This is a genomic window from Mucilaginibacter ginkgonis, from assembly GCF_009754905.2.
Lineage (GTDB): Bacteria > Bacteroidota > Bacteroidia > Sphingobacteriales > Sphingobacteriaceae > Mucilaginibacter > Mucilaginibacter ginkgonis.
The window spans coordinates 1,418,733-1,439,655 of the sequence record NZ_CP066775.1; the positions used below are offsets into that span (position 1 = coordinate 1,418,733).

Here is a 20,923-nt window from a genome sequence, read left to right on the forward strand (position 1 = left end):
TTAATTTACAAACATAAGTGATATGATCGAGAATGGCGCTTTGCTGCCCATGTTTTATCTACCCCCGCTTGAATATTTTAAGGTGCTGAATGATTTTAAGTCTGACATCTGGATTGAGCAGCACGAACACTTCCCAAAGCAGACATATCGCAACAGGGCAAATATTTACACGCCTGATGGCGCGCTTTCTCTGGTAGTACCGGTGGTCAAAGGTTCTAAAGTGCATACTTCTGTAAAAGATGTAAAGATTAGTTATGATTTTCGCTGGCAGCGATTGCATTGGATGAGCCTGCAGGCTTGTTACCGCCGCTCGGCTTATTTCGAATATTACGAAAACGATTTTGCTCCATTCTACGAAAAGCGGTTTGATTTTCTTTTCGACTATAACCAGCAGTTGCTTGAATTGATCATCAAGTTGATGAAGATGAAATTAAACATCAGTTATACTTCCGACTATGAACGTAATTACCCGGAAAGTGTGCAAGACTACAGATCAAGCATAAGCGCCAAAAAAGAGCAGGCTTTTGAACAAAAGCCATACTTTCAGGTTTTTGAAGACAGGCACGGCTTCTTGAAAAATTTAAGCATAGTCGATCTGCTATTTAACCAGGGGCCGCAAGCTATCAACTACCTTTAATGAATACCAACAGGCATCACTTAAAAGCAAAATTCACAGGCAAGGTTGGCGACATGCCGGGAACTTTAACTTTCCCTGATGACGCACTGAAGCCCAAAATTGTGGTGTATTCTTACAATGCCGACGAGGTACAATCATCTAGCGGAAGCGATATCGAGGTTATCCTTAAGCAGTTTAAGAAATGCCCGAAGCATACGCACTGGATAAAGATCAATGGCATTGGCGATGCGCAGCTGATCGAGAAGATCGGCGAATTGCTGAATATAAACGTTTTGGTTTTAGAGGACATCGCCAACACGCACCAGCGCCCCAAGTTTGATGAGTACGATGGTTATGTTTTTGCCACCAGCCGCATTATCGAGTTTGATGATAAGCACGAGATCACCAGTTCGCAATTCGCGGCGATAGTTAAGGATGATATCATCATCACGTTTGAAGAGAATTATGAAAAACGCTTCGATGTTGTGGTAACCCGTTTAAAGGCCGGCAAAGGCGCCATCCGCACAGCAGGGCCCGGTTATATGTGCTATGCTTTGATGGATACCATCATAGACCAGTACTTTGTTGTTCTGGCCGACATCGGCGAAGCGTTGGATACGTTAGAAGACCGTTTATATGAGAAGGCGGACAAAAGCATCATGTACGATAGCCAGCACTTAAAGCGCGCCTTGATTATGATGAGGCGCGTAAGCTGGCCGGAGCGCGATAAGATAAACGATATGATCCGCAGCGAGAGCGCATTAATAACTCCCGAAGTAAAAACCTACCTGCGCGATGCTTATGACCACTGTATACACATTATGGATGTGACCGACAGTTATAAAGAGATTACCACAAGTGTAATGGATCTGTATTTGTCTATGGTGAGCAACCGCATGAATGAGATCATGAAAGTGCTGACCATTATCTCCGTTATCTTTATGCCCTTAACTTTTATCGCCGGTATATACGGCATGAATTTTCAGCGGCAGGATGACAAAGGCCATGTAATACCCGACAATATGCCCGAGTTGTATATGCACCATGCCTATCCTGTTTGCGTTGCTATTATGATATTGATAGCAGGGGTGCAATTATGGTATTTTACCAAAAAGGGCTGGTTCAGCAAGCTATAACAAAAAAGCCAACCGTTAGCTAACGGTTGGCCTTCTTAAAAAACTATTACTCACTTAGTTTATTCAGATTTTTGATCGTCTTCGCTGAGATTAAGCGTGTATGACGGCTCTGCTGCCCTGCTGGCAACATCTATAGCATCAGTATCAGCTTCAACTTCGCCGCTGTCTACAGAGTCTGTGCCATCGCCAGATAGATCGCTTTCTAAGGTCTGGGCGTTCTCCTGGTCGTTGCTGCTGTTTCTTGGGTTATCGTTGTCGTCGTTGTATTGAGCAACTTCTTCTTCGGGATTTCTCATGGTATTCGTTGTTTGGTTGTACTTTAATAACCGCCGAACTTACCGATTGTTCGCAGCAACGTTTTTATTTCTGAAACTCGGGTTTTAAGTACTGCTTCATCGCGGCACGCATCTTTAGCACTTTAGGTACCGATACCGACTGTATGTAAGGGCTATCGCCATGCAGCCTATAATACCCCTGGTGATATTTCTCTGCCGGGTAAAATACCTTGAATGGCTCAACCTGTGTTACCACTTTGCCATTATAATGCTTTGAGGCATTTACCTTGGCAATGGTTTCAAGCAAGGTGGCTTTTTCTTTGGGAGTGCGGTAAAAAGCTATTGAGCGGTAGTCTGTACCTTCATCCGGACCCTGGTAGTTCAGCTCGGTTGGGTTATGTGCGTAGAAGAAAGCTTCTGCCAGGGTAGCATAGCTGATCACCTTCGGGTCGTAGTAAACCTGTACAACTTCGGCATGGCCGGTTGTGCGGGTGCATACATCCTCATACGTTGGGTTTTTCTTTGTACCGCCGGCAAAGCCTGCCACAATGCTATGCACCCCTTTTAATTCATTAAGTGCCTCGCCCATCGCCCAGAAACAACCGCCGCCAAATGTGGCAACCTCTTCACCGGCCTTTGGTGCCGGAACGGCAGCAAAACTATTTTTAGAAGCCGACTCCTGCGCATTAGCGCAACTCCCCAGCACAACAAGTGCCAGCATATACATTGCAAATCTTTTCATTCTTCTCATTGATTTATATTATAAACGAAATCACTATCGCCATGGTTTAGTGCGGATTGTAAGCCAATTGCAACAAACCTCTCCCAAACCCTCTCCGAAGGAGGGGGCTTACTGCCCTAACTTTTGCTTCAACTGGAAAAGTAAAGACGCCATACCATTTATCTTTATCTCATATGTGGTAGAGAGTAGCATGCCCAATTTGCCCGGCGGCATTCCCTTGTTATGCAGCCATTCTAAATAATAAACCGGCAGATCGGCAATGATAGTCCCTTTGTATTTTCCAAACGGCATTCGGGTTTTTAAAAGCTCAATTAATACGGTATGATCCGGCGTTACATTCTCCACACGGTAAATGTAAAATAAAACATCTTTACTGATCCGTCAGCTGACGGACGGGTGTAACATGTGACACTTTCCCCCTAAATACTGACTTATTAGTATCTGACAGCATTTTGTCAGCATTGTAATTGCCTTATTATCAACCTTGCACAATCATGTCAGTGTAACGCGATCGCTGCTTTTAACCGAAAAAGTGTTTCATATTGTAACACGTGTTACACTGACAAAGCGTTGTCACCGCAATTTTTCAATAGGTCTGCAGCTTTACTTTGCGTCAATTAAATAGCTTCTTTGCGCCGGCAGTTGCTATTAAACCTACAGCTAAACCTGTGACGGCTGCAATGGCTAAAAACTTATGATTCACTTTAAACGGCGGCACATATACTAACCCGTTTTCATCGTAACGCGCCGGGTCGCCTACATATCTCCCGCTATCAGGGACAGACTTTTCGTCGAAGTTCTCTGTCAGATCTGCAAGCGCCAGTTGTAGTTCCCTCCCTCTCATTACCGGACCGTGCCCGGGTGCTGCTATCCGCGGTTGCAAATTGGCCAATGTTTCTACGGAACGTTTTGCAGATGGCCAGTCGGGCGTGAAATACATCGGCGGACCTGATATCTTCTTGATATAATTTAAAACGTAAATGGCCGATTCGGGCTTGGTGGTCGAAAATGCGTCACCTGCTATCAGCGTAGTATTTAATGGTAAAAACAAAGATATGTGTCCCGGCGAGTGGCCCGGGGTTTCTATCACCTTCCATTCCGGAAGTTCGGGTATGCCTTCATCTGTATCGATCTCTTTTATCTTTCCCTTGATATCAACGGGTTTTCTGCTAAATAAAACAGAGAACAAACTCATCACTCCCCCACCAACTGTAGGATCGGGCGGCGGGTACGATGCGCGACCGGTTAAATAAGGTATTTCTAGCTTGTGGGCATAAACGGGCACTTTCCAGTGTTTCAAAAGATCTTCCAGAGAGCCTGTATGGTCAGAATGGCCGTGAGTTAAAACAATTGCAGACGGCCTTGTACCAACACCAAACAATGCTTCGGCCATGGCAATGATCTTGTCTGCAGAATGCTTTGGCCCCGTATCTACCAATACCCAACCTTTGGCAACGCCCCGGCGGTTGGCTATCATATAAATATTAACAAAGGTGAGCTTCATTCCCCAAACGCCTTGCGCGACCTGGAAAAAACTGACGTTATTCTTCTTAATCATTTATTAACTGGTTTAGCTGCTAACAAGCTGTTTAATGTTATGGTTTTGTAAAAGCTGTATTACCACACACAAAAAGAGTGGCGGCTTGTTGCCGCAGGTATTAAAACAATATAATGGAAACAGGATACGATGTAGTGCTTACAGGGTCTGACGGACCGGTTGAAGGTGTGGCAAAGACTATTGCCGCGACAGGTTATGCCGAAGCTTATGAATTTAAATCTGTGGACGACACCATTCACCTTATCATAGCGAAAGATAATGATCAATGGATACGGGTGGGCGGCACAGACCCCTATTTTACCGGGTGGGCCGATGAATTAGCAGAGCAGATATTAATACAACGATAATTGTGATGGAGAAGAGAGAGTTAGGAAAATCGGGCATCAAGGTTGCACCGTTTTGCCTGGGAGGTAATGTTTTTGGCTGGACGATAGACGAACAAACGTCATTTAAAGTGCTGGACGCTTTTGCAGGCGAAGGCATGGATTTCATAGACACGGCAGACGTTTATTCTACCTGGGCTAACAACGGCACCGGCGGTCAATCTGAAACTGTGATTGGGAACTGGTTAAAGAAAAGTGGTAAGCGGAATGACGTCATCATCGCCACGAAAGTTGGCAAACCTATGGGTGGTGACAAGAAAGGCCTCTCGGCAAAATATATCGCCCAAGCCGCGGAAGATTCGCTGCGCAGGTTGCAAACAGATCATATCGATTTATATCAGTCGCACGAGGATGACTCTAATACGCCGTTTGATGAGACGTTCGAAGCTTTTGAGAAATTAATTAAAGAAGGAAAAGTGCGGACTATAGGCGCTTCCAATTTTTCGGGCGACAGGTTAAAGGAAGCATTAACTGCGGGCGCTGCAAAAGGTTTTTCAAACTATCAGACCTTACAGCCGGAGTATAACCTTTACAACCGCCAGGATTACGAGAAGCAGTATGAAGATATATGCCTTGAGAAAGGTTTGCGTGTTATTAGCTATTTTTCGCTGGCCAGCGGATTTTTGACCGGCAAGTACCGCAGCGAAGCCGACTTTGACAAAAGCAAACGGGGCGGCGGCATGAGTAAATATCTTAACGATCGCGGCAAACGTATTTTAGCCGCCTTAGATGATATCGCCGCGGAGTATAATGCAACCCCGGCGGCAGTTTCATTGGCATGGCTTATAGCACGGCCAAGCATTACCGCGCCTATTGCCAGCGCCACAAGCGTTGATCAGCTGAAACAGATCTTAAAGTCTTTAGAATTAAATTTAAGTGCCGAAGCTGTTGCCAAGCTCGACGAAGCGAGTGCGTATTGATCTAAAAGAAGTCATGCCGAACTTGTTTCGGCATCCCAAAGATAGGTTTACTGTGTAAAGGAATTCAATGTGAGATGCCGAATCAAGTTCGGCATGACATAAACTTACAACACAAAAAAAGGCGGCCTTATAGCATCGGCCGCCTTTTCACTTATATATATGTTGGGGAATTGCTTAGAATCTTGGGGGCCTTACAACACCCATTTGGTTTGCAGCAAAGTGGTTATCCATTCCTCCTGATCTCATACCACCTTGCCCGTTGCGGCCGCCATTCTGTCCGCCATCGTTTGCGGGTTGCTGGTCCATACCACCTCCGCGGTTTTGACCGCCATTGAACTGCCCACCGTTTTGTCCGCCGTTATTTGATGGCTGCTGATTATTCCTGTCGCCGCCACGATTCTGGCCACCGTTGAACTGACCATTGTTTTGACCGCCATTTGCAGGTTGCTGGTTGTTCCAGTTACCACCACCGCGGTTTTGGTCGTTTTGGTACTGACCGCCACGGTTATCTTGTGGCTGATTAAATCCGCCACGGTTTTGGTCGCGGTTAAACTGTCCGCCATTATCATACCTTCTGTCGTGGTTATCGAAGTTGCCACCGAATGGGCGATCGAAACCCCTGTTGTTCCCTGGCCTGTCAAAGCCACCGCGATTGTTAAAACGGTTGTCTGCAAAACCACCACCTCTTTGGTCGAAGCCGCCATAACGGGTGCGGTACATGTCGTGGTGCATAAAAGGGCGCTCGCCTCTTATCTCGTACCTGCGGGCATTTCTCCAGTCAAAATCGTGGAAACGGCCCGGCAAATACGCTGCTGATACCCACTGCCTGCCATCATTGTAGTAGTAGCAATGTTGTGGTACACTGTAGTACGCTTCAACATCGGGCAGGTAGTAATAATCGTCGCCGTAAGCGTTATCAACATATTGAACAGGAGCCTGGTTGTATACGGCATGTACGCCAACACCACCAAGATTTAAGCTTACGTGTAAACCTACTTGTGCGCTCGCAGTGTGGTAAGCCAATACAGCTAAACCTGCTGCCATAATTGTTGTTAACTTTTTCATTTTCGTGTTATTTGCATGTATGACGATACAAACAGGCTCAAGGTTTAACCACACTTGCAAATTATTTTGTAGTATTTACCTATTTCAAGTCATAGTTTTACTAATACCAAAAATTGCAAAATATAATTCCGTAAAACACAGATCACGCATCTCCCAGCCAAATTAAATTGTCTGAATATTGTTACACCAATACATTCTATTGCCTTAAAACTTATTTTACTTATCGAGGTATAATCTGTTAATTTGAGTTCACTCACCAATCATCCATGAAAACAAGACGTTTATCTGCGCTGGCAGTGCTTTCTGTGGCTACTGTTGCGTTATTATCTTTTAAATGCCTGTCAAACAAACCGGGCGACAACAAAGAAACTGCTGCCGCAGGGTTAAAACTTCCGGCAGGTTTCAGCGCCGCGATCATAGCCGATAATCTGGGCACGGCCCGGCACATTGCAGCAAGTCCGCAAGGCGACATTTTTGTAAAGATCAATTACAACGCGCGCCGCAAGCCCGATGGCAAAGGCATTGTTGTTTTACACGATAATGGCGACGGTACTACCACACAAAAGGCTGGCATTACCGCGTTTCCGGGTACCGGTATCTATTTGAAGAACGGCTATCTGTATGCTTCGTCAGATGAAAACGTTTACCGCTATAAGCTGAATGCTGAAAATGAAGTTGAACCGGGCACACAGCCCGAAACAGTGGTTAGCGGTTTGCTGAGCCGCCACGAGCATGAGGCCAAGGCCATTTTGCTTGACGATGCCGGGAACCTTTATGTAAATATTGGTGCCTACTCAAACGCTTGCCAGGTTAAAGACCGCCAAAAAGATTCGCCGGGACAAAAGGGCTGCCCTGTTCTGGATTCGGCGGGCGGTATCTGGCAGTTCAAGGCTGATAAATTAAATCAGCACTATGGAGACGGAGTGCGTTATGCTACAGGTTTGCGCAACGTTGTGGGCATGGATTGGAATAAGCAGAACAACCAGTTGTTTGTGATGCAGCACGGCCGCGATCAATTGCATGATTTGTATCCCGATATGTACACTGTGCAGCAATCTGCCATTTTACCTGCCGAGTGTTTGTATGCTATTAACAAAGGCGACAATGCCGGCTGGCCATACATTTATTACGACCAGTTAGTCAACAAAAAAATATTAGCGCCCGAATATGGCGGAGATGGTAAAAAGACCGGCGGCGAAAACGCTATCGATCCGGCAGCTGCATATCCCGGACACCTGGCACCAGACGGTTTGTTATTCTACACCGGCAATCAATTTCCCGAGCGCTATAAAAATGGTGCATTCATTGCGTTTCACGGATCATGGAACCGGGCACCTGAGCCGCAAGCAGGTTACTTTGTAGTGTTTCAGCCATTTAAAAATGGCAAACCTGATGGTAAATGGGAAGTTTTCGCTGATGGATTTTCAGGTTCTGCAGAACAGACAGCTTCCGGCCGTGCCGAACACCGCCCATGCGGATTGGCGCAAGCTGCAGATGGTTCTATCTATGTGACCGATGACAGCAAAGGTGCCATCTACAAAATATCTTACAAAAAATAATGACCAAAATATTTTCGATCATACTCAGCACCGCCCTTTCGGCGGTGCTTTTTAACGTGAGCGCACAACCGAAAAAGCCGGTAACCCATATAGGCACACCAACCAACGGGCCGGTACAGGGCTTGTCTGGAAAAGCCGTTTACGCAAAGTACTGTGTATCATGCCACCAGGCTGACGGGCTTGGCGTGCAAAAAATGAATCCGCCCCTGTCAAAAACATCATGGATAGAGGGCGATAAAAGCCGCATCATTAAAGTTGTGCTAAATGGACTTAGCGCCACAGAGATAGATGACGAAACCTACAACAATGTAATGGCGTCATTCGACTTTTTGAGCGACAGGGACATAGCCAATGTGCTTACTTACGTTCGCAGCAGCTTTGGAAATAAAGCGTCGGCGGTGTTACCTGAGGAGGTATCTAAGCTTAGGACCAAGAAAAAATAGTTAAGCTGATAAGCGCTGCTGCTCGTCTATCGGCAGGTTTACGTTTAATCCCTCAACTAGGTAATTGTTCATCAGCTCGCTTTCGGAAACGATAACGCAAAAGTCTTCATAGCGTACGCCATTTTCGAACGGATACAAAGTGTAACCGCGCTTATTGGCATCGTAAACGCCCAATTCAAAAATTTCGTCGTAATTCTTGCCTTTTATTTTAGCGCCGTCAATCAATTGATAGGCGTCTTTTATTTCGTTAAAATCGATGTTTTTCATAGTGGCATGCGTAATACAATTACTTTGCCACAATTTTGATCTTAGCTAAACCACTCGAAAAGATCGGCCTGTTTTAATTGTTGTTTACAATCTTGGTCAAAGTCTTTTATTATTCTTCCTTCTGCCATTTGTATAATGCGGTTGCCGTAAGTAAATGCCTCTTTAAGATTATGGGTCACCAATATGGCCGTGAGGTTTAGGCTTTGAATGATCTTATCAGCAGTGCGCATAACAATATCTGCTGACCTTGGATCGAGAGCCGCGGTTGGCTCATCCAACAATAATATTTTGCACTCATCCATAGTGCTCATCAGTAAGGTAAGCGCCTGCCGCTGCCCGCCAGACAATGTTTCCATTAACGCATCCGGTTTGTTTTCCAGGCCAAGGCCAAGTACAGAAACCTTTTCTTGTACTAATTTTCTGAAGGTACTGTCAATGCCTACGGTCAGGCCTTTCGGTTTAGTTCGTAACGCAGCCAGCCTAAAATTGTCAATAATGCTAAGGCCCGGGGCAGTGCCACTTAGAGGGTTTTGAAATATACGTGCTATCCACCTGCTGCGCTCAAAGTCTCTAAGTTTGGTTACTGCTTGTCCATCAAATAATATCTCGCCTGATGTTGGCAAAACACTGCCTGCAATAGCATTGAGTAAAGTTGACTTACCAGATCCGTTTGCCCCGACAATGACTAAAAATTGTCCGTCTGAGATGTTGAGATTGATATCTTGCAATGCAAGTACTTCTGTGTCCAAACCTTTATTGTAGGTTTTTACAAGGTTATTTATCTCAATCATTGCGGGCGGATAAAGTCAAACGCGGCAAACCCACGATGAGCAAGACAAAAACAGCAGTTACTAATTTTAACAAATTGGCATCTACTCCAATAGCTAACGTGAGTGCTAAAACCAATTGAAATATTACCGCACCAACAATTACTAATTTTAAAACAGTGTTGATAGCATTTATTCTTAACCAGTTGATCAGTGTTTCTGCAATGATCACAGATCCTAAACCCGTAATGACAATACCAATGCCCATGTTAATGTCCGCATAACCCTGCAGTTGCGTCATCATGAAACCGCTTAAGGCGGTAAGCACATTAGCGACAGCCAGGCCGATTATTTTCATGCGGTCGGTACTTACGCCCAGGGCTTTGATCATCTGCTCGCTATTTCCTGTGGCGCGCATGGCGATACCGAAATCTGTTTTGAGGAGATAGCCAATCGTTGCCATCAGTGTAATACCTATAACTATCAACATGATCAGGCTGTTTACATTGCTGTCAATCTTTAAGTGGATAAGTTCAAAAATCGATGCTGTACCGATCAAGGGCACATTGGAGCGTCCGAGGATGGTCAGGTTAATGGAATATAAACCGGTCATGACCAAAATTCCCGCAAGCAAAGCGTTGATTTTTAATTTGGTATGAATGAGGCCTGTTAGTGCTCCGGCTACCGCCCCCGCTACCAAAACCACTAGTATTGTAACCCACAATGATTGCTGATGGCTAAGCATTGCGGCCGTAACTGACCCTCCTAATGTATAACTGCCATCGGTAGTAATATCCGGGATGTTGAAGATCTTCATGGAAATATAGATACCCAGCACCAGTCCGGATAGGCACAACGCCTGTAATATAGCCGTCAGATAAAACCCCATTACTTAACCGGCTGAAAATTATTTGGCAATTTTATGTTATACTTCGCGGCAGCAGCGGGATTGTAAACCCTTTTGCGAATCTTTACCATCTCGGGCTTTAAGCCATTCATAGACCGGGTTTTAAGATACTGTGCAGCTTGCAGACCTGCCTGGTACCCCCACTGATAAATGTCTGCACCAAAGGCTGCTACTGCCCCACGCTTAACTAAGCCTGCCTCACTGGTGAAAATAGGCACGTTAACGGCGTTGCAACTTTTTAAAATGGTTTCAAACGCTGCGAATACGGTGTTATCGGGGTTAGCGAAAAACGCGTCAATATTTTTTGATAGCAAAGATTGTGTAACCAATTGCGCATCTGCGCTGCTATTTAATGGCAAGGCAACAATGTTCACATTCATTTTTGAGGCAAGGCCTTTAATTCGTTCCAACGCATCGGCAGATTGGGGCTCAGATTGGTTGTAGATCATACCGACCACCAACTTACCAGATTTTGGCTTCAGTACTTTGGGAATAATCGAAAACGACGTGTCAATATAATTTAGATCTTCAACCGCGCCGAAAAGATTTGACGGGCCTTTCCCGCTAGCGTCTAATAAGTGGGCTCGTGCCAATGTCGGTGACACCATCATTACTATTGGGATAGCCTTCGTTTTTTGCGCCGCTGTAACTGTTGAAAGTGTTGTGCAGGTAGCAATAAGGTCAACTTTCTCTGATACAAACTGATTAATTATTTGGGTAAGTGTAGGTATGCTGCCCTGTGCGTTGCGGTACTCAATGTCAACAGTATGCTTTTCTTTACTAAAGCCGTTAGCGGCAAGTGCATCAGTAAAACCATCGCGGGCCTGAGATATAGTCGCGTCTTCGAACGCATCGGCAAAGCCAACAACAGGAACATTCTTGTCGCGCGTTTTACAACCGAAAGTCAACGTAAGAAGGGCTACAAATATAAGCAGGGCAGCGTATTTCATTTCACTAAATTAGCTATTTACCATTAAGGCGTAAATGCGATCCTCGTTTTATGACCTGTTTTCCATATTTTAGGGCACAATGTCATCCATAGTCTCTAAACTGCCCCAAACAGCGGTCAACATATTTTCTGTAATGTCGGCCCTTGCAAATGAACACAAGGCTATCAATCTTTCTCAGGGCTTCCCCGATTATCCATGCGATCCGCAACTGATCAAACTGGTTAATAAAGCTATGCTTGCCGGACATAATCAATATGCGCCAATGGCGGGTGCGGTTGAATTACGCGAACGCATAGCAGAGAAGGCTGATAAACTTTACAACGCTGCTTACAATCCCGACACGGAGATCACAGTTACAGCTGGCGGTACCGAGGCTATCTTTACAGCAATAACCGCGGTTGTAAATCCAAATGATGAGGTGATCATTTTTGAACCGGCTTATGACTGCTATGCCCCTGCCGTCAAGCTTGCCGGCGGCATTGTTAAGTCGCTGCAACTGCACGAACCCGATTATAGGATAGATTGGGCAATGGTGCGTAAGCTTACAACTAACAAAACAAGGCTAATCATCCTTAACTCGCCGCACAATCCTACAGCAACAATCTTAAATGAGCAGGACATTAAAGAACTGACATCGCTGGTTAAAAACACAGACATTATTATCTTGAGTGACGAGGTGTATGAACACCTGGTATTTGATGGGCACAAACACCTGAGCATGGCTGCGTTCCGGGAGCTAAAAGAACGCAGTTTTGTTGTGGCTTCCTTTGGGAAGTTGTTTCATACAACAGGCTGGAAAATAGGATATTGCATGGCACCTTCTCAACTGATGAATGAATTTAAAAAAGTACATCAGTACAACGTCTTCAGTGTGAACACGCCTATGCAGATCGCGGCTGCGGAATATTTAAAGGATGAGAACCATTATTTAGGGCTGGCTGATTTTTTTCAGCAAAAACGTGATTATTTTAGAGAAGCTTTAGCTGCAACTAAATTTGATCTGCTGCCATGCAGCGGTTCCTATTTCCAATCAGTCACATATAGAAACGTTACAGATGAAAAGGATAGTGATTTTGCCGTTCGCCTGGTTAAAGAATTTGGGGTTGCCTCGATACCTATATCTGCATTTTACTCGCGCGCAGGTAATGAATCTGTGTTGAGGTTTTGCTTTGCGAAAAAGCAAGAAACGCTTGATAAAGCCGTTGAGAGATTATTAAATTTATAAATCGTTAAAGCCGTTAATTATGGGAAACTTAAAAATCACCACATTCCAGGGATATTTGTTTTGGGAAAACACAGATAAAAATTTACAAAATATAAGTCTTAAATTATCGAGCATCCGCGAAAAAACGGATCTGATCATTTTACCGGAAATGTTTACAACAGGGTTTTCTATGAATGCCGCAGAACTTGCCGAAACCATGGATGGTAAGACAATTAGCTGGATGAAAGAGACCGCCCGGAAATATGATACTGTTATAACTGGAAGTGTTATCATATCAGAAAACGGGAAATATTATAACCGGTTGATATGGATGCGGCCGGACGGAAGTTTTGAAACTTACGACAAGAAACACCTTTTTACGCTTGCTAAAGAGGAAAATACCTACACAGCAGGCAATAAACGGCTAATCGTTGATTTAAATGGCTGGAGGATATGTCCGGTTGTTTGTTATGATTTGCGCTTTCCTGTTTGGTTGAATAATGTAGATGAAGTTTATGATTTACTTATTGTTGTAGCCAACTGGCCCGAGCGCCGCTCGCACCACTGGCGCAGCCTCATCACAGCGCGGGCAATCGAAAATCAAGCATACGTTATTGGTTTAAATCGTGTCGGCCATGATGGACACGAAGTTTATCACTCTGGTGATTCCAGCTGTATAGACCCTCTTGGAAATGTAGTCTACTACAAGCGTGACGAAGAAGACCTTTATACTTTTACCATTAGTTTAGATGAGGTAGAAAAAACAAGGCAGTCACTTCCTTTTCTTAAAGACGCTGACCATTTTACTTTGCAGTAGATTGAATCTCCTTTTTAAATATTTCTAATATCGCGTAACGAAGCTCTACCTCAAATATCCTACAGACATCGGGTTAAGGGCGATTGCTTTAATTTGCCTTATACAGCTATTATTTTTATTATCCGCTATTAAGGTCTTTGGTTTTTTTTGTTTAACGCAAGGCGAGTTGCAATTTGTCTTGCAACAAATAAAATGGGTCGTTATAATTCTGGTTCCTGCACTATTTATTGTAAATTACAGATTATATAATGGTTCCTTTTTCGAACTACACAAGCGATGGGAAAACGAGAGTGATAAAAAAAAGCGGTTATTCGGAATATTATTAGTTCTTTTTTTCATAAGCCCATTTGCCATTGTTGCGTAAGTGACTTATCTCTAAATAGCACTACCGCCAGATGAATTCCATTTAAGAAAATTGTCATAATACTATCACATAGCGCATATTACCAGTCAGTTGTGCAACAGATGGCTTAAACGGTTAATGCTTCATTAAAAATTCATACGGTTTAATAAAATTTGTTACGTCGAATAGAAACTCCGAAATGCAACTAAACAAACGAATAACATACTTATTTGCTGCTCTTCTCTTATCCTTTTCAATACCCGCTAATGCACAGACCGATACGCTGAAAATTAATTTTCAGGATGCCGAAAAAGCTTTCCTGCAAAATAACCTGAGCCTCTTAGCACAGAAATATAATGTAGAGTCTACCAAAGCCCTTATCGATCAGGCGCGCCTTTGGGATAACCCTACCCTAAGCACAGATCAAAATATCTGGGATGGTGAGAGCCGAAAATTCTTTAAACATGGCGATGGCTTCGGTCAGGTGTTTGTGCAGTTAAGCCAGGTCTTCCTGACAGCCGGGAAACGCGGTAAGCAGATACAGGTAGCCAAAGATAACGCCCAGGTTCAGCAAGCAGCTTTAAATGATCTGATGCGTAACCTGCGCTACAACCTGCAATTAGATTTCGGGCAGGTAGCTACGCTTGTAAAACAAAACGAGGTCTATAAAAACGAAATAGCTGCTGCATCTAATCTGGTAGACATAACGCAAAAGACCTTTGATGCCGGTAATGTGTCTATGAAGGATCTCATACGCTTAAAAGCGTTGTTATTTGGCTTGCAGAATGATATGGTTGAAAACAACCGCCAGATCAATGAATTGCAGACTGAATTAAAAAGCCTTATGCGTATCAAGGAAACTACGTTTGTATCGCCCCAGGTTAATGATGTACCTGCTATGAATGTTGATCTTAACATTGCGTCACTAATAGAACAGGCCAAGGCAAATCGTCCAGACTATTTATCGGGTCAATATCAATTGGCATCATCTACAGATAATTTAAAATACCAAAAGGCTTTGGCTTCGCCGGATGTAACTATCGGTGGCTCTTTCGATAAGAACAGCAGCTATGCGCCAAACTATTATGGTTTGCAAATAGGGTTACCCCTACCGGTTTTTAACCGTAACCAGGGCAATATCAAATCCGCAAAGTTTGATATGATGAGCCAGCAGGCAACGCTCCAGGATACAGAAATTAAATTGCGTAATGATGTTGCAGAAGCGGTATATCAATATCAGCTAAATCAAAAACTATTTACCACCCAGCAGATACAGTTCAACGAGCAATACGATAAGCTGTTTAATGCCATGACCACTGCTTTTAAACGCCGCGAAATAAGCCTGGTGGAGTTTATAGACTTCTTTGAAAGCTACAAAGATACCAAGCTTAAAATACTGCAGCAGCAATACAACCTGCAAAAATCTATCGCAACTTTAAACTTTGCCGTAGGCACAACAATAGTTAAACCTTAATAATCCCCCGAAACTAAACTTATAATGACTAAAAATAATTTGTTAGCTGCCGGCCTTAGCGCCATTACTTTACTGGCAGCATGCAAGCATAAAACCGAGGCCACAACAGAAGCTAAACAAGTTTGCGTAAGCGACTCTATGGCTAAACTCATCACTATTGATACCGCGAAAGCAACCGCTATGAAGGATGAGCTGCAACTATCCGGCGAGGTATCTTTTGATGATAATAATGTGGTTAAGGTATTTCCTTTCTCTAGTGGCCAGGTAATGGAAGTTAAAGTTTCACTTGGCGATAAGGTTAGCAAAGGCCAGACCTTAGCTGTTATCCGCAGTGCGGACGTTGCCGGTAATTATACCGACTTAACATCATCAAACGCTGACCTGTCTATCGCTAAACGCCAACTGTCGCAAGCGGAGTATCTTTATAAAAACGGCATTTCAAGTGAGCGTGATTATACTGAAGCAAAAGAAAATTATAACAAAGCAGTTGCATCGAGCAGTAAAATACGCCAGCAAATAGCCATCAACGGTGGCGGTAATACCAACGCCAGCGGCACACTGGTAGTTAAAGCGCCTGAAAGCGGTTACGTGGTAGAGAAAAATGTAACTCAGGGCAGTTTCATCCGCCCCGACAATAGCGCCAGTTTATTCACCATTTCTAACATGAAGGATGTTTGGATCTGGGCTAACGTTTTTGAAAGCGACATTGCTAAAGTAAAACAAGGCTATGATGCTAAAGTGACTACCATTGCCTACCCCGGTAAAGTGTTTAGCGGCAAGGTAAATGAGGTAAGTTCTGTGCTCGACCCGGATAACAAGGTGATGAAGATAAAGATCACCCTGCCCAACCCTGATTTACTATTGAAGCCCGAAATGTTTACAAGCGTAACCGTAACCAACAGCGAAAATAAAGAAGCGGTATCGGTACCGAAAGCTGCGGTTGTATTTGATAACAGCAAATACTTTGTGGTGGTGTACAACGGCAAATGTAACCTTAGGGTGCAGGAAGTGACTGTAATAAAAAGCGTGGACAATGTATCATACATCAGCGCGGGGCTTAACCCCGGCGACAAGGTGATCTCAAAAAACCAATTGCTTTTATACGATGCGTTGATAGCCGAGTAATTATTTGTCGACTATTACATCTCTTATTTAACTACCCCAGTAATTAACAATGAATAAATTCATTAAAGGCATTATACAGTTTTCATTAAAGAACAGGTTTTTTGTGTTTTTTATGACGCTGGTGCTTATAGCTTTGGGTGTTTGGAGCTATAGCAATACCCCTATCGAAAGCTTTCCCGACGTTACCAATACACAGATCATCATCATAGCGCAATGGCCGGGGCGCAGTGCCGAAGAGGTCGAAAAGATGATCACCATCCCGCTGGAGACGGTTTTAAACTCGGTACAAAGCAAATCTAACCTGCGCACCACATCATCATTCGGTTTATCTTATGTGCGTATCATCTTTGATGATGGTGTCGATGATGCCTTCGCGCGTCAGCAGGTGTTAAGCCGTCTAAGTAATGCTGACCTTCCGGATGGCGTGAAACCCGAGGTTGAGCCGCCTTATGGCCCTACAGGCGAGATCTATCGCTACACGTTAAAAAGTAAAACTAAGTCGCTTCATGATCTTACCGCCATACAGGATTGGGTACTCGATCGTCAGTTCAAAGCAGTGCCGGGTGTTGCCGACGTAAACAGCTTTGGCGGCGAAGAAAAAACCTACGAAGTAAGCGTTAACCCTTCCCTGCTTCGCAAGTATGAGTTGACATCCCTTGACGTCTATAACGCCATCAATCGTAGTAACATTAACGTGGGTGGCGATGTGATCGAAAAGAACGACCAGGCCTATGTTGTGCGTGGTATCGGTTTGATAAATAACATCGACGAGATATCTAACATCATCATTAAGAACGTAAACAACGTTCCTATTTTGGCAAAAGACGTTGCTGATATCAAGGAAAGCGGATTGCCGCGTTTAGGTCAGGTTGGTCGCGATAAGCAGAACGATATGATAGAGGGTATCATTGTGATGCGTAAAGGCGAGAACCCTGCAGAGGTGCTGGACCGCGTGCATGCCAAAATAAAAGATCTTAACGAAAACGTTTTGCCTAAAGACGTTAAGATAGATACCTTTTATGACCGTACCAACCTGATGGATTTCACCACCGAAACGGTGATCCATAACCTTATAGAGGGCATTGTGCTGGTAACAGTTATTGTATTCCTTTTTATGGCCGACTGGCGTACGACTGTTACGGTAGCATTGGTTATTCCGCTTGCTTTGCTCTTCGCGTTTATCTGTCTGCGTATAAAGGGCATGAGCGCCAACCTGCTATCAATGGGCGCAATTGACTTTGGTATCATCATAGACGGCGCGGTGGTAATGGTTGAGGGTATATTCGTTGCACTTGATCATAAGGCCCACGCGGTAGGCATGCCGAAGTTTAACCGCCTGGCTAAGCTCAGCATTTTTAAAAATGTAGGTACGGAGATGGGCAAGGCCATCTTCTTCTCTAAGGTGATCATTCTTACCTGTTTGGTGCCCATCTTCGCGTTCCAAAAAGTAGAAGGCAAGCTTTTCTCGCCGTTGGCCTACACACTTGGGTTTGCCTTGTTAGGTGCATTGATTCTCACGCTTACCCTTGTTCCTGCCCTATCGAGCATATTGCTTAATAAAAATGTGAAGGAAAAGCATAACCCTGTAGTGTTATTCTTTGAGAACGGCGTGCGCCGCATGTTCAACTTCACTTATAAGAACCAGAAGCTAAGCCTTATCGTTTCTGTTGTCTTTATGGTGCTTACTTTCGCTTCGGCGAAGTTGCTGGGTACAGAGTTCTTACCGCAATTAAATGAGGGCGCCTTATGGGTTACCGCCCAGTTGCCGATGAGTACATCGCTGGAAAGCTCTGTGAATATCACCAACAAGATGCGCCAGATCTTAGCTGGCTACCCCGAGGTTAAGCAAACCCTTTCGCAGGTGGGCCGCACAAATGACGGTACCGACCCAAAAGGTTTCTTTAACGTGCAGATACAGGTTGATTTAAAACCTAAAAAAGAATGGAAGCGCGGCATTACCCAGGATGAACTCATAGCCGACATGTACAAAAAGCTGAGCGAGTATCCGGGTATCATCTATAACTTTTCGCAGCCTATAAGTGATAATGTTGCAGAAGCTGTCGCCGGTGTGCCGGCGTCTATGGCTGTTAAGATATTCGGGCCGGATTTTGAGGTGTTGGATAAAAAAGCAGATGCTGTGGTAAACGTGCTCAAGCACATCCAGGGTGTTGAAGACCTGGGTGTCCTGCGCAATCTTGGTCAGCCTGAATTTAGAATAGAGCTGGACCAGCGCAAGATGGCATTATATGGCGTAAGCGTTGCCGACGCGAATGCGGTTATCGAGATGGCTATCGGTGGTAAGGCAGCATCAGTATTATACGAGGGTGAACGTAAGTTCGACATAAGGGTACGTTACCAAAAGCAGTTCCGCGATACGCAGGACAAGATCCGCAACCTGATGATCCCAACGCTAAGTGGTTCAAGGATATCGTTGCAGGAAATTTCAACAATCAAAATATTAACCGGCCCTGCATTTATCTACCGGGACAATAACAGCCGCTACATCGCAGTAAAATTCTCTGTGCGTGGCCGCGACTTAGGCAGCACCATTGCCGAAGCACAAAACAAGGTTGGCGATGCTGTAAAACTAGACCATGGTTACAGCTTTACCTGGAACGGTGAGTTTGAAAACCAGATACGCGCGTCTAACACGCTGTCGCACGTGGTGCCTATCTGTTTATTGGTTATATTCCTGCTGTTGTTCATGACTTTCGGTAATGCTAAAGACGCGTTCCTGGTTATCCTGAATGTACCGTTCGCGTTGATTGGTGGCATACTGGCACTACACCTTACTGGCATAAATTTTAGTATATCAGCAGGTATCGGTTTCATTGCATTGTTTGGTGTGTGTATCCAAAACGGTGTGATCCTTATCTCTGTATTCAAAAAGAATATGGAGGCAGGCATGCAGCTTAATGAGGCAATTTTAGATGGGGTGATATCCCGTGTGCGTCCGGTGGTGATGACAGCTTTAATGGCAGCTATTGGTTTGATGCCGGCTGCCGTTTCTACAGGCATTGGTTCAGAAACTCAAAAGCCGCTGGCTATTGTGGTGATCGGCGGTTTGGTGACATCAACCATACTTACCTTGCTCATACTGCCGATCATTTATGCTATGGTCTGGCGGTTGATCCACCGTCGCGAAAACCGCAAACTGTTAAAGAAAATCGGTGCTATACAAGGAGGCGCATAAATAGAAAAAAGCCCGCAGAGAGATCCTGCGGGCTTTCTTATTTCGTCCAGAAACGCTTATTTCTTGATAAACTTCAACGCGCCCGAATTCATGCAGTAACGTTTGCCACCACGGTCGGCAGGGCCGTCATCAAATACGTGGCCTAAGTGTAAACCTGTACTTTTCTCTACAACTTCGTCGCGGCTCATGCCATAGCTGTTGTCTTTTACAACCTCAACTTTGCTCGAATTAACCGGTTTAACAAAACTTGGCCAGCCCGTGCCGCTGTCGAATTTATCGTCAGAAGAAAACAATACCTCGCCCGTAGCAGCACTCACGTAAACGCCTTTCTCGTGGTTGTTCCAATAGGCATTTTTGTATGGCGGTTCTGTGCCGCTTTCAACCATTATATAGTAAGCGTTAGGAGAAAGCTTACCTTTCCATTTTGCTTCTTTCGTGGCTTTTGAGGGCTGGTTTTTTGACTGCCCGTTCATTTGCTGGCAGCTAAACAACATCACCGCGCCGGCCATCAATACATTTGCTAAGTTTTTCATATCTCAATTACGTTCAGATTTAAAGGATAGTTTCATAACACGCGCGGTTTAGGCATTAAGACCCCGTTTATGACATGGATATAACCATTGCGCTGCGTCAGGTCATTTGCAATGATCTTCACCTTGTTGCCTCTCTCGTCGGTCAGTACCAGATCGTCGCCATCCCCTTTTGATACAATGATAATGTTACCGCCGAGCGTGGTCAACCGTGCCTGGCCTGCCTTATCATCTATCATTTTCTCAAGGTCCTTTATAGAAAGATTGCCGGGCACAGCCTGCCCTGTCAGCAAAGCGCTCAGATCAAGTACATGCTTGCGCTTCATCAAGGTATCCATCATCCGCTTCGGCAGTTTTTGAAAGGCGCTGTTATCAGGTGCAAATAATGTCAGCGGGCCGTTACTTCTAAATGTAGAAATCAAACCCGATGCGCGGATGGCTTTACTTAGCGAGGTTAGTTGCGTTGTTTGGGAAACGTTCTCCCAAATATCATAGGCCGTACCCATTTTGATTCCGTTAGATTCTTCGGGTTTATTCTTCCTAAGGCGCGCAACCTTTATTGTATCAGAGGGGTCAGTGGCTATGACTGGCGTCCGTTGAGCAAGGGAAACAAAAGGGAAAAGCAAAAGAAATAAAGGCAGCCATTTCA

The 20,923-nt window shown here is 44.5% G+C and carries 22 protein-coding genes; 11 read left to right on the forward strand and 11 right to left on the reverse strand.

What is annotated here, in order from left to right; genetic code table 11:
- The first annotated feature begins 22 nt into the window (after positions 1 to 22).
- A complete protein-coding gene (locus GO620_RS06620) occupies positions 23 to 637 on the forward strand; it encodes a WbqC family protein (RefSeq protein WP_157523692.1) in 615 nt (204 codons plus the stop codon).
- On the forward strand, positions 637 to 1,752 hold the full coding sequence (corA, locus tag GO620_RS06625) for a magnesium/cobalt transporter CorA (protein WP_157523693.1): 1,116 nt from the start codon (positions 637 to 639) through the stop codon (positions 1,750 to 1,752). Before GO620_RS06620 ends, corA begins: the two co-directional genes overlap by 1 nt.
- 59 nt (positions 1,753 to 1,811) lie before the next feature.
- Here the strand turns inward: corA and GO620_RS06630 are convergent, their stop codons facing one another.
- The 4 genes from GO620_RS06630 to GO620_RS06645 all read right to left on the reverse strand — a co-directional run bounded on the left by GO620_RS06630 (position 1,812) and on the right by GO620_RS06645 (position 4,327).
- Positions 1,812 to 2,048: a hypothetical protein gene (locus GO620_RS06630; RefSeq protein ID WP_157523694.1), complete on the reverse strand. Its 237-nt coding sequence runs from the start codon at positions 2,046 to 2,048 to the stop codon at positions 1,812 to 1,814.
- A gap of 64 nt (positions 2,049 to 2,112) precedes the next feature.
- The gene (msrA, locus tag GO620_RS06635) at positions 2,113 to 2,769 is read right to left on the reverse strand and encodes a peptide-methionine (S)-S-oxide reductase MsrA (RefSeq protein ID WP_157523695.1); all 657 of its coding nucleotides are present in this window, start codon (positions 2,767 to 2,769) and stop codon (positions 2,113 to 2,115) included.
- A gap of 108 nt (positions 2,770 to 2,877) precedes the next feature.
- On the reverse strand, positions 2,878 to 3,060 hold the full coding sequence (locus tag GO620_RS06640; RefSeq protein WP_157523696.1) for a DUF3820 family protein: 183 nt from the start codon (positions 3,058 to 3,060) through the stop codon (positions 2,878 to 2,880).
- A gap of 322 nt (positions 3,061 to 3,382) precedes the next feature.
- Positions 3,383 to 4,327, reverse strand: a complete 945-nt coding sequence (locus GO620_RS06645) for an MBL fold metallo-hydrolase (protein ID WP_157523697.1) — start codon at positions 4,325 to 4,327, stop codon at positions 3,383 to 3,385.
- Between the two features lie 113 nt (positions 4,328 to 4,440).
- Here GO620_RS06645 and GO620_RS06650 point away from each other — a divergent pair, with 113 nt between their 5' ends.
- Both GO620_RS06650 and GO620_RS06655 read left to right on the forward strand, forming a co-directional pair.
- Positions 4,441 to 4,674 carry a hypothetical protein gene (locus tag GO620_RS06650; protein ID WP_157523698.1) on the forward strand — a complete coding sequence of 78 codons (234 nt, stop codon included), beginning with the start codon at positions 4,441 to 4,443 and terminating at the stop codon, positions 4,672 to 4,674.
- Positions 4,675 to 4,679: 5 nt separating this feature from the next.
- Positions 4,680 to 5,630 (forward strand): aldo/keto reductase, encoded by a 951-nt coding sequence (locus GO620_RS06655; RefSeq protein WP_157523699.1) that lies wholly within the window; start codon positions 4,680 to 4,682, stop codon positions 5,628 to 5,630.
- Between the two features lie 174 nt (positions 5,631 to 5,804).
- Here GO620_RS06655 and GO620_RS06660 read toward each other — a convergent pair whose 3' ends face one another.
- Positions 5,805 to 6,695, reverse strand: coding sequence for a hypothetical protein (locus GO620_RS06660; protein WP_157523700.1), 891 nt, complete (start codon positions 6,693 to 6,695; stop codon positions 5,805 to 5,807).
- A 266-nt stretch (positions 6,696 to 6,961) separates the two neighbouring features.
- Between GO620_RS06660 and GO620_RS06665 the strand changes: the two genes are divergently transcribed.
- Positions 6,962 to 8,254, forward strand: coding sequence for a PQQ-dependent sugar dehydrogenase (locus GO620_RS06665; protein WP_157523701.1), 1,293 nt, complete (start codon positions 6,962 to 6,964; stop codon positions 8,252 to 8,254).
- Positions 8,254 to 8,697, forward strand: a complete 444-nt coding sequence (locus GO620_RS06670; RefSeq protein WP_157523702.1) for a c-type cytochrome — start codon at positions 8,254 to 8,256, stop codon at positions 8,695 to 8,697. Before GO620_RS06665 ends, GO620_RS06670 begins: the two co-directional genes overlap by 1 nt.
- Here the strand turns inward: GO620_RS06670 and GO620_RS06675 are convergent, their stop codons facing one another.
- Genes GO620_RS06675 through GO620_RS06690 form a run of 4 tightly spaced genes read right to left on the reverse strand, consistent with a single transcriptional unit; the run spans position 8,698 to position 11,588 of the window.
- Positions 8,698 to 8,964 carry a hypothetical protein gene (locus GO620_RS06675; protein ID WP_157523703.1) on the reverse strand — a complete coding sequence of 89 codons (267 nt, stop codon included), beginning with the start codon at positions 8,962 to 8,964 and terminating at the stop codon, positions 8,698 to 8,700.
- Positions 8,965 to 9,005: 41 nt separating this feature from the next.
- Positions 9,006 to 9,755, reverse strand: a complete 750-nt coding sequence (locus GO620_RS06680; protein WP_157523704.1) for an ABC transporter ATP-binding protein — start codon at positions 9,753 to 9,755, stop codon at positions 9,006 to 9,008.
- A complete protein-coding gene (locus GO620_RS06685; protein WP_157523705.1) occupies positions 9,748 to 10,620 on the reverse strand; it encodes an ABC transporter permease in 873 nt (290 codons plus the stop codon). The genes GO620_RS06680 and GO620_RS06685 overlap by 8 nt, the downstream gene beginning before the upstream one ends.
- The gene (locus tag GO620_RS06690; RefSeq protein WP_157523706.1) at positions 10,620 to 11,588 is read right to left on the reverse strand and encodes an ABC transporter substrate-binding protein; all 969 of its coding nucleotides are present in this window, start codon (positions 11,586 to 11,588) and stop codon (positions 10,620 to 10,622) included. The genes GO620_RS06685 and GO620_RS06690 overlap by 1 nt, the downstream gene beginning before the upstream one ends.
- 79 nt (positions 11,589 to 11,667) lie before the next feature.
- Between GO620_RS06690 and GO620_RS06695 the strand changes: the two genes are divergently transcribed.
- From GO620_RS06695 to GO620_RS06715, 5 genes are all read left to right on the forward strand, one after another.
- Positions 11,668 to 12,813, forward strand: coding sequence for a methionine aminotransferase (locus GO620_RS06695; protein WP_157523707.1), 1,146 nt, complete (start codon positions 11,668 to 11,670; stop codon positions 12,811 to 12,813).
- Positions 12,814 to 12,832: 19 nt separating this feature from the next.
- On the forward strand, positions 12,833 to 13,609 hold the full coding sequence (locus GO620_RS06700) for an amidohydrolase (RefSeq protein WP_157523708.1): 777 nt from the start codon (positions 12,833 to 12,835) through the stop codon (positions 13,607 to 13,609).
- A gap of 542 nt (positions 13,610 to 14,151) precedes the next feature.
- Positions 14,152 to 15,426 (forward strand): TolC family protein, encoded by a 1,275-nt coding sequence (locus GO620_RS06705; RefSeq protein WP_157523709.1) that lies wholly within the window; start codon positions 14,152 to 14,154, stop codon positions 15,424 to 15,426.
- Positions 15,427 to 15,450: 24 nt separating this feature from the next.
- Positions 15,451 to 16,551 (forward strand): efflux RND transporter periplasmic adaptor subunit, encoded by a 1,101-nt coding sequence (locus tag GO620_RS06710; RefSeq protein ID WP_157523710.1) that lies wholly within the window; start codon positions 15,451 to 15,453, stop codon positions 16,549 to 16,551.
- Between the two features lie 49 nt (positions 16,552 to 16,600).
- On the forward strand, positions 16,601 to 19,744 hold the full coding sequence (locus tag GO620_RS06715; RefSeq protein WP_157523711.1) for an efflux RND transporter permease subunit: 3,144 nt from the start codon (positions 16,601 to 16,603) through the stop codon (positions 19,742 to 19,744).
- Between the two features lie 56 nt (positions 19,745 to 19,800).
- On the opposite strand, the gene msrB is transcribed toward GO620_RS06715, so the two are convergent.
- Entirely contained in the window at positions 19,801 to 20,277 is a 477-nt protein-coding gene (gene msrB, locus GO620_RS06720) for a peptide-methionine (R)-S-oxide reductase MsrB (RefSeq protein WP_157523712.1), read from the reverse strand.
- A 32-nt stretch (positions 20,278 to 20,309) separates the two neighbouring features.
- Positions 20,310 to 20,780 carry a fasciclin domain-containing protein gene (locus tag GO620_RS06725; RefSeq protein ID WP_200230774.1) on the reverse strand — a complete coding sequence of 157 codons (471 nt, stop codon included), beginning with the start codon at positions 20,778 to 20,780 and terminating at the stop codon, positions 20,310 to 20,312.
- Between the last annotated feature and the right edge of the window lie 143 nt (positions 20,781 to 20,923).

Excerpts from the sequence above, each read along its gene's own strand:
- corA (WP_157523693.1), top strand. The coding sequence starts at position 637 with ATGAATACCAACAGGCATCACTTAAAAGCAAAATTCACAGGCAAGGTT.
- GO620_RS06725 (WP_200230774.1), bottom strand. The coding sequence starts at position 20,780 with ATGGGTACGGCCTATGATATTTGGGAGAACGTTTCCCAAACAACGCAA.
- GO620_RS06630 (WP_157523694.1), bottom strand. The coding sequence starts at position 2,048 with ATGAGAAATCCCGAAGAAGAAGTTGCTCAATACAACGACGACAACGAT.
- GO620_RS06665 (WP_157523701.1), top strand. The coding sequence starts at position 6,962 with ATGAAAACAAGACGTTTATCTGCGCTGGCAGTGCTTTCTGTGGCTACT.
- GO620_RS06645 (WP_157523697.1), bottom strand. The coding sequence starts at position 4,327 with ATGATTAAGAAGAATAACGTCAGTTTTTTCCAGGTCGCGCAAGGCGTT.
- GO620_RS06700 (WP_157523708.1), top strand. The coding sequence starts at position 12,833 with ATGGGAAACTTAAAAATCACCACATTCCAGGGATATTTGTTTTGGGAA.
- GO620_RS06690 (WP_157523706.1), bottom strand. The coding sequence starts at position 11,588 with ATGAAATACGCTGCCCTGCTTATATTTGTAGCCCTTCTTACGTTGACT.
- GO620_RS06670 (WP_157523702.1), top strand. The coding sequence starts at position 8,254 with ATGACCAAAATATTTTCGATCATACTCAGCACCGCCCTTTCGGCGGTG.
- GO620_RS06695 (WP_157523707.1), top strand. The coding sequence starts at position 11,668 with ATGTCATCCATAGTCTCTAAACTGCCCCAAACAGCGGTCAACATATTT.
- GO620_RS06660 (WP_157523700.1), bottom strand. The coding sequence starts at position 6,695 with ATGAAAAAGTTAACAACAATTATGGCAGCAGGTTTAGCTGTATTGGCT.
- GO620_RS06680 (WP_157523704.1), bottom strand. The coding sequence starts at position 9,755 with ATGATTGAGATAAATAACCTTGTAAAAACCTACAATAAAGGTTTGGAC.
- GO620_RS06685 (WP_157523705.1), bottom strand. The coding sequence starts at position 10,620 with ATGGGGTTTTATCTGACGGCTATATTACAGGCGTTGTGCCTATCCGGA.
- GO620_RS06650 (WP_157523698.1), top strand. The coding sequence starts at position 4,441 with ATGGAAACAGGATACGATGTAGTGCTTACAGGGTCTGACGGACCGGTT.
- msrA (WP_157523695.1), bottom strand. The coding sequence starts at position 2,769 with ATGAAAAGATTTGCAATGTATATGCTGGCACTTGTTGTGCTGGGGAGT.
- GO620_RS06710 (WP_157523710.1), top strand. The coding sequence starts at position 15,451 with ATGACTAAAAATAATTTGTTAGCTGCCGGCCTTAGCGCCATTACTTTA.
- GO620_RS06620 (WP_157523692.1), top strand. The coding sequence starts at position 23 with ATGATCGAGAATGGCGCTTTGCTGCCCATGTTTTATCTACCCCCGCTT.
- msrB (WP_157523712.1), bottom strand. The coding sequence starts at position 20,277 with ATGAAAAACTTAGCAAATGTATTGATGGCCGGCGCGGTGATGTTGTTT.
- GO620_RS06715 (WP_157523711.1), top strand. The coding sequence starts at position 16,601 with ATGAATAAATTCATTAAAGGCATTATACAGTTTTCATTAAAGAACAGG.
- GO620_RS06655 (WP_157523699.1), top strand. The coding sequence starts at position 4,680 with ATGGAGAAGAGAGAGTTAGGAAAATCGGGCATCAAGGTTGCACCGTTT.
- GO620_RS06705 (WP_157523709.1), top strand. The coding sequence starts at position 14,152 with ATGCAACTAAACAAACGAATAACATACTTATTTGCTGCTCTTCTCTTA.
- GO620_RS06675 (WP_157523703.1), bottom strand. The coding sequence starts at position 8,964 with ATGAAAAACATCGATTTTAACGAAATAAAAGACGCCTATCAATTGATT.
- GO620_RS06640 (WP_157523696.1), bottom strand. The coding sequence starts at position 3,060 with ATGCCGTTTGGAAAATACAAAGGGACTATCATTGCCGATCTGCCGGTT.